Annotated in this window: 5 protein-coding genes and 1 pseudogene; all 6 read right to left on the reverse strand. The window is 62.5% G+C overall.

Annotation, left to right across the window (positions count from 1 at the left end):
* Window positions 1-291: aldolase/citrate lyase family protein (locus PFH44_RS24795; protein ID WP_283826472.1), on the reverse strand; the 291-nt coding region annotated here is incomplete at its 3' end.
* Window positions 292-301: 10 nt separating this feature from the next.
* On the reverse strand, window positions 302-1,105 hold the full coding sequence (gene hpaH, locus PFH44_RS24800) for a 2-oxo-hept-4-ene-1,7-dioate hydratase (protein WP_041143910.1): 804 nt from the start codon (window positions 1,103-1,105) through the stop codon (window positions 302-304).
* A 114-nt stretch (window positions 1,106-1,219) separates the two neighbouring features.
* The gene (locus PFH44_RS24805) at window positions 1,220-1,600 is read right to left on the reverse strand and encodes a 5-carboxymethyl-2-hydroxymuconate Delta-isomerase (protein WP_115193624.1); all 381 of its coding nucleotides are present in this window, start codon (window positions 1,598-1,600) and stop codon (window positions 1,220-1,222) included.
* A gap of 10 nt (window positions 1,601-1,610) precedes the next feature.
* Window positions 1,611-2,468, reverse strand: a complete 858-nt coding sequence (gene hpaD, locus PFH44_RS24810) for a 3,4-dihydroxyphenylacetate 2,3-dioxygenase (protein ID WP_283826473.1) — start codon at window positions 2,466-2,468, stop codon at window positions 1,611-1,613.
* Window positions 2,469-2,478: 10 nt separating this feature from the next.
* Window positions 2,479-3,945 carry a 5-carboxymethyl-2-hydroxymuconate semialdehyde dehydrogenase gene (gene hpaE / locus PFH44_RS24815; RefSeq protein ID WP_045860158.1) on the reverse strand — a complete coding sequence of 489 codons (1,467 nt, stop codon included), beginning with the start codon at window positions 3,943-3,945 and terminating at the stop codon, window positions 2,479-2,481.
* A pseudogene (locus tag PFH44_RS28145) lies at window positions 3,942-5,119 on the reverse strand (fumarylacetoacetate hydrolase family protein); the annotation flags it as partial. The pseudogene PFH44_RS28145 and the gene hpaE, both read right to left, overlap by 4 nt.

The following is a 5,119-nucleotide window of genomic DNA, read 5'->3' on the forward strand; positions in this document are numbered from 1 at the left end:
ATTTTGTACCATCGGCACCAGCAGGGTTTGCGCCCCGACGTCCAGCAGCTGCTTAATCTGCACCGGGTCATTCCACGAAGGGCGAACCACCGGCTGGCTGGCGTAAGGCGCCACCGCCTGCAGCTGGGTCAGCACCGTCTGCACGTTGTTTGGCGCGTGTTCGCCGTCAATCAGCAGCCAGTCGAATCCGGCGCCGGCCAGCAGCTCGGCGCTGTAGCTGCTGCAGAGTCCCAGCCACAGGCCGATTTGCGGGCGCCCGGCCTGCAGCGCATCTTTAAACGCATTATTCATCTTCTTTCCCCTAGACAAAGCGGCAGCTAATCGCGCCCATGTTGCCGTAATCGACGTGGAAGGTATCGCCTTTGCGCGCCGCCACCGGACGGGTAAACGAGCCGCCGAGGATAATTTGCCCGGCCTCCAGCTGGACGTCGTGCGCCGCCAGCTTGTTCGCCAGCCAGGCAACGCCGTTGGCCGGGTGGTTCAGCACGCCGGCGGCGACGCCGGTCTCTTCGATGACCCCGTTGCGGTACAGCAGGGCGGAGATCCAGCGCAGATCCAGCTCATCGGGCTTAACCGGCCGGCCGCCGAGGATCACCCCGGCGTTGGCGGCGTTATCGGAGATGGTGTCGAACACCTTACGCGGGCGCTGGGTTTCGGGATCGACGTTGTGGCAGCGGGCGTCGATCAGCTCCAGCGCCGGGATCACGTAATCGGTGGCGTTATAGACGTCGAACAGCGTACAGTTCGGGCCGCGCAGCGGTTTGGCCAGCACGAAGGCCAGCTCGACCTCGATGCGCGGAACGATAAAACGGTCGGTGGGAATATCGCCGCCGTCGTGGAAAAACATATCGTCGAGCAGCGCGCCGTAGTCCGGCTCGCTAATCTGCGAGCTGGCCTGCATCGCCTTCGAGGTCAGGCCGATCTTATGGCCCTTCAGCACCCGGCCTTCGGCAATTTTCAGCTCGACCCACTCGCGCTGGACGGCGTAGGCATCCTCAATGGTGATCGAGGGATAATCGAGCGAGATGGCACGGATCTGTTCACGCTGCTTTTCGGCCTGGTTCAGCCGCTGGGCGATCAGGGTGCGGGTCTGTTTATCGAGCATAGGGCTTCCTGTGACATTGCCTGCAAATGGGTACCATCGGGTCTCCCGGGCGCCGGACGAGAGCGCCGACGTCGGAGAGCCCGCGTCAGCGCTACGCCTGCCGGATGACGTTAATTATTTAAACAGCGCGTGGACGTTGTTCTGCTTGTAGTTCAGGGTTGGGTGCAGCTCCTCAATCTCGAACGACAGCGCGAGGTAGCGGCTCTCCATCAGCGCGGCGAAATGCGCCTGGATTAGAGCAAAGAGCATCTCTCCCGTTTGCTGGCGGCTTTCGAGGCTGCGCCCGCTGCCGATTTTCAGCGTCATATGCACGAAGGCATAATCGTGCCTGCCGTCGGCCATCTGCCAGGTATCCAGCCAGATGGCGCGGCTGCGGATGCCGCCGATCGGGAAAATACCGGTGGCGGCCAGCGCCTGATTAACCTCGGCGAACAGGCCCGGCAGGTCGGCCTGCTCGCGGATGTTGCTGGTACACTCGGCGATAAAATGTGGCATCGCGGACCCCTTACGCCTGAGCCGGCAGCGGGAAGACGGCGTTAACCTGGCCGGTCCCGGAGCTGGCGAACAGGTCGGTAATAAACTCGACCTTGCCGTCGTATTTATCCCAGCCGAGGACCCCGAGCAGCATCACCGTATCGTGCATATTGCCTTCGCCGTAGCAGTAGTCGGCGTACTCCGGCAGCATGGTGCAGAACTCTTTGAATTTGCCTTCGCGCCACAGCTTCACCACCCGCTCATCCATCTGATGGTCAAACTCGCGGGTGTAGCTGTTCATCCCCTCTTCGGCGCGCTGGTCGTCGATAAAGCGGTGCGACAGCGAGCCGCTGGCGAAGACCGCCACGGTACCGTCATATTTCTCAATCGCCTTGACGATGGCTTCCCCCAGCCTGCGGCTGTCGGCGAAGTCGTGAACGGTGCAAAAAGCGGAGATCGACACCACTTTGAAATGCTTATCGCTGTTCATATAGCGCATCGGCACCAGCGTGCCGTACTCCAGCTTGAGGCTCGGGATGTTGTGCGCCTTGGCGCGCACGCCCAGCTTCACCGCTTCGTCGGCGATCAGCTGGCCCAGCTCCGGGTTGCCGTCGTAGTCGTAGGTCATGTCGCGAATAAAGTGCGGCAGCTCGTTGCTGGTATAGACCCCTTTAAAATGGTCGGCGCAGTTAATGTGGTAGGCGCTGTTCACCAGCCAGTGGGTATCAAAGACGATAATCGTATCGACGCCCATCTCCCGGCACCGTTTACCGATCTCCCTATGGCCGTCGATCGCCGACTGGCGGCAGCCGTGGTTTTTCCCCGGCAGCTCGGAGAGATACATGGAAGGTACGTGAGTAATCTTGGCGGCTAACGCTAATTTGCCCATTTTGTGCTCCTTATAAGCCCCATTTCGGGATCGGATGGTCACCCATGGAAATACAGACGTTTTTCATTTCGGCGAACACCTCGAAGCTGTACTCGCCGCCTTCGCGGCCGGTACCGGAGGCCTTCACGCCGCCGAACGGCTGGCGCAGATCGCGGACGTTCTGGGTATTGACGAAGACCATGCCGGCTTCAATCCCGCGCGCAAGCCGCAGGACCTTGCTGACGTCCTGGGTCCAGATATAGGAGGCCAGGCCGTATTCGATATCGTTGGCGAGGCGCAGGCCTTCGGCTTCGTCTTTAAACGGCAGCAGACAGGCCACCGGGCCAAAAATCTCTTCCTGGGCAACCCGCATGCGGTTATCGACGTCCGCCAGCACCGTCGGGCGCAGGAAGTTGCCGCCGCGTAGGTGCGCGGGCAGGTCGGCGGGTTTATCCGGGCCGCCGGCCAGCAGCGTGGCGCCTTCCTCGATGCCGAGGCGGATATAGCCGGAGACTTTTTCCCAGTGCTGCTGGCTTATCAGCGCCCCGACCTGGGTGTTGGGATCGGTCGGGTCGCCGACGCGCAGGCGGCTGGCGCGTTCGGCGAAGCGCTTGACGAACTCCGGGTAAATGCTCTGCTGAATGAAGATGCGCGAGCCGGCGGTGCAGCGTTCGCCGTTGATGGAGAAGATGGTGAACAGGGCGGCATCCAGCGCGCGCTCGATATCGGCATCTTCAAAAATCAGCACCGGCGATTTGCCGCCCAGCTCCATCGAGTACTTCTTCAGCCCGGCGTTTTTCATGATGTTACGCCCGGTGGCGGTGCCGCCGGTAAACGAGACCGCGCGCACGTCGTGATGACGCACCAGCGCGTCGCCGGCGTTCGCGCCGTAGCCCTGCACCACGTTCAGCACGCCCGGCGGAATACCGGCTTCCAGCGCCAGTTCGCCGAGGCGGTCGGCGGTGAGCGGCGACAGCTCGGACATCTTCAGCACCGCGGTATTACCCAGCGCCAGGCACGGCGCTACCTTCCAGGTGGCGGTCATAAACGGCACGTTCCACGGCGACACCAGCGCGCAGACGCCGACCGGCTGCACGAGGGTGTAGTTGAGCATCTTGTCGTCAACCGGATAGGTCTTGCCGTTCATCTGCTGGCACACTTCGGCGAAGAACTCGAAGTTGTGCGAGGCGCGCGGGATCAGCACGTTTTTGGTCTGGTGGATCGGCAGGCCGGTATCGGCGGTCTCCATGGCGGCGATCTGCGGAACGTTCTGGTCGATCAGATCGCCCAGCCGACGCATCAGGCGCGCGCGCTCCTTCATCGGCAGGTTGGCCCATTTCGGGAACGCCGCTTTGGCCGCCGCGACCGCCTGATTCACCTCGGCTTCACCGCCGGAGGCGACCTCTGCCAGCACTTCGCCGGTGGCCGGGTTGGTGGTGTGGAAATACTCCGCGCTTGCCACGCTTTCGCCGTTGATCCAGTGGTTAATTTTTTTCATGACAGCTTCTCCTCATACGCCTGCTGGCTGATGATGTGGTTGACCAGGCGGCCCACGCCCTCGACTTCGACGATTACTTCGTCACCCGGCACCACGTCAGACAGCCCCTTCGGCGTGCCGGTGGCGATCATGTCGCCGGGCTGCAGGGTCATAAACTCGCTCAAATACGCGATCAGGAACGGGATGCTGAAGATCAGATCGGCGGTAGTGCCCTGCTGGCGCAGCTCGCCGTTGACCCAGGTGCTCAGGGTCAGGTTGTGCGGGTCCGGAACCGTCTCTTTGCTGACGATCCACGGGCCGATGGGGGTCAGGGTGTCGCGGCTTTTTACCCGCAGATTCGGCCGGTAGTAGTTCTCGAGATAGTCGCGAATGGCGTAGTCGTTGCAAACGGTATAGCCGGCGACGTACTCCAGGGCGTCGGCCTCGCTGACCCTGCGCGCGGTTTTGCCAATCACCACCACCAGCTCGGCTTCGTAGTGCATATATTCGACGTTATCCGGACGCACCGACTCCTGGCGGTGGCCGAGGAAGGTGTTCGGCGCTTTGATAAACACCAGCGGCTCTTCCGGCGGCTTGAATTCCAGCTCGCTGGCGTGGTCGGCGTAGTTCAGCCCCAGCGCGAACAGGGTGCCCTCGGCGGGCGGCAGCCAGCGGAATTCGCCCTCCTGCAGCCTGGTGCCGTCATCGAGAATGACCTGCTCGCGATCGTCGACCTGCGCGCTGCGTGCCTGACCCTGCCACTCAATACGTGCCTGTTTCATACCAGTTCTCCTTCTGCGACGACCGGGTTTTCCAGCGCCGGGAAACCCTCGGCGAGAATGCGTACGCGATCGCCGGGGCGCAGCGTGACGCGGGCGTGCGGAGTGCCGATCAGAATGGCGTCGCCGGGGCTGAGGGTGGCGAATTCGCTCAGGGCGCTCAGCAGCTCGGCGGCGCCGCGCTGCAGGTCGGCGGTGTTCCAGCTATCCGCTTCGCGACCGTTGATTTCGGTGATGATGGTCAGGTTATCGACGCTCCGTAGCGGGACGAGGTCGCCCAGCGGGCAGAAACCGTCGCGGCATTTCGCCTTGATCGCCGGGCGGTAAAAGCTCTCTTCCGGCAGGCTGACCTCGTTGGCCAGCGCGTAGCCGGCGATGCAGGAGGCGGCCCGTCTCTTATACACACCTGACGCTGC

This window comes from Klebsiella sp. Ech2A, from assembly GCF_030078455.1.
GTDB classification, from domain to species: domain Bacteria; phylum Pseudomonadota; class Gammaproteobacteria; order Enterobacterales; family Enterobacteriaceae; genus Klebsiella; species Klebsiella terrigena.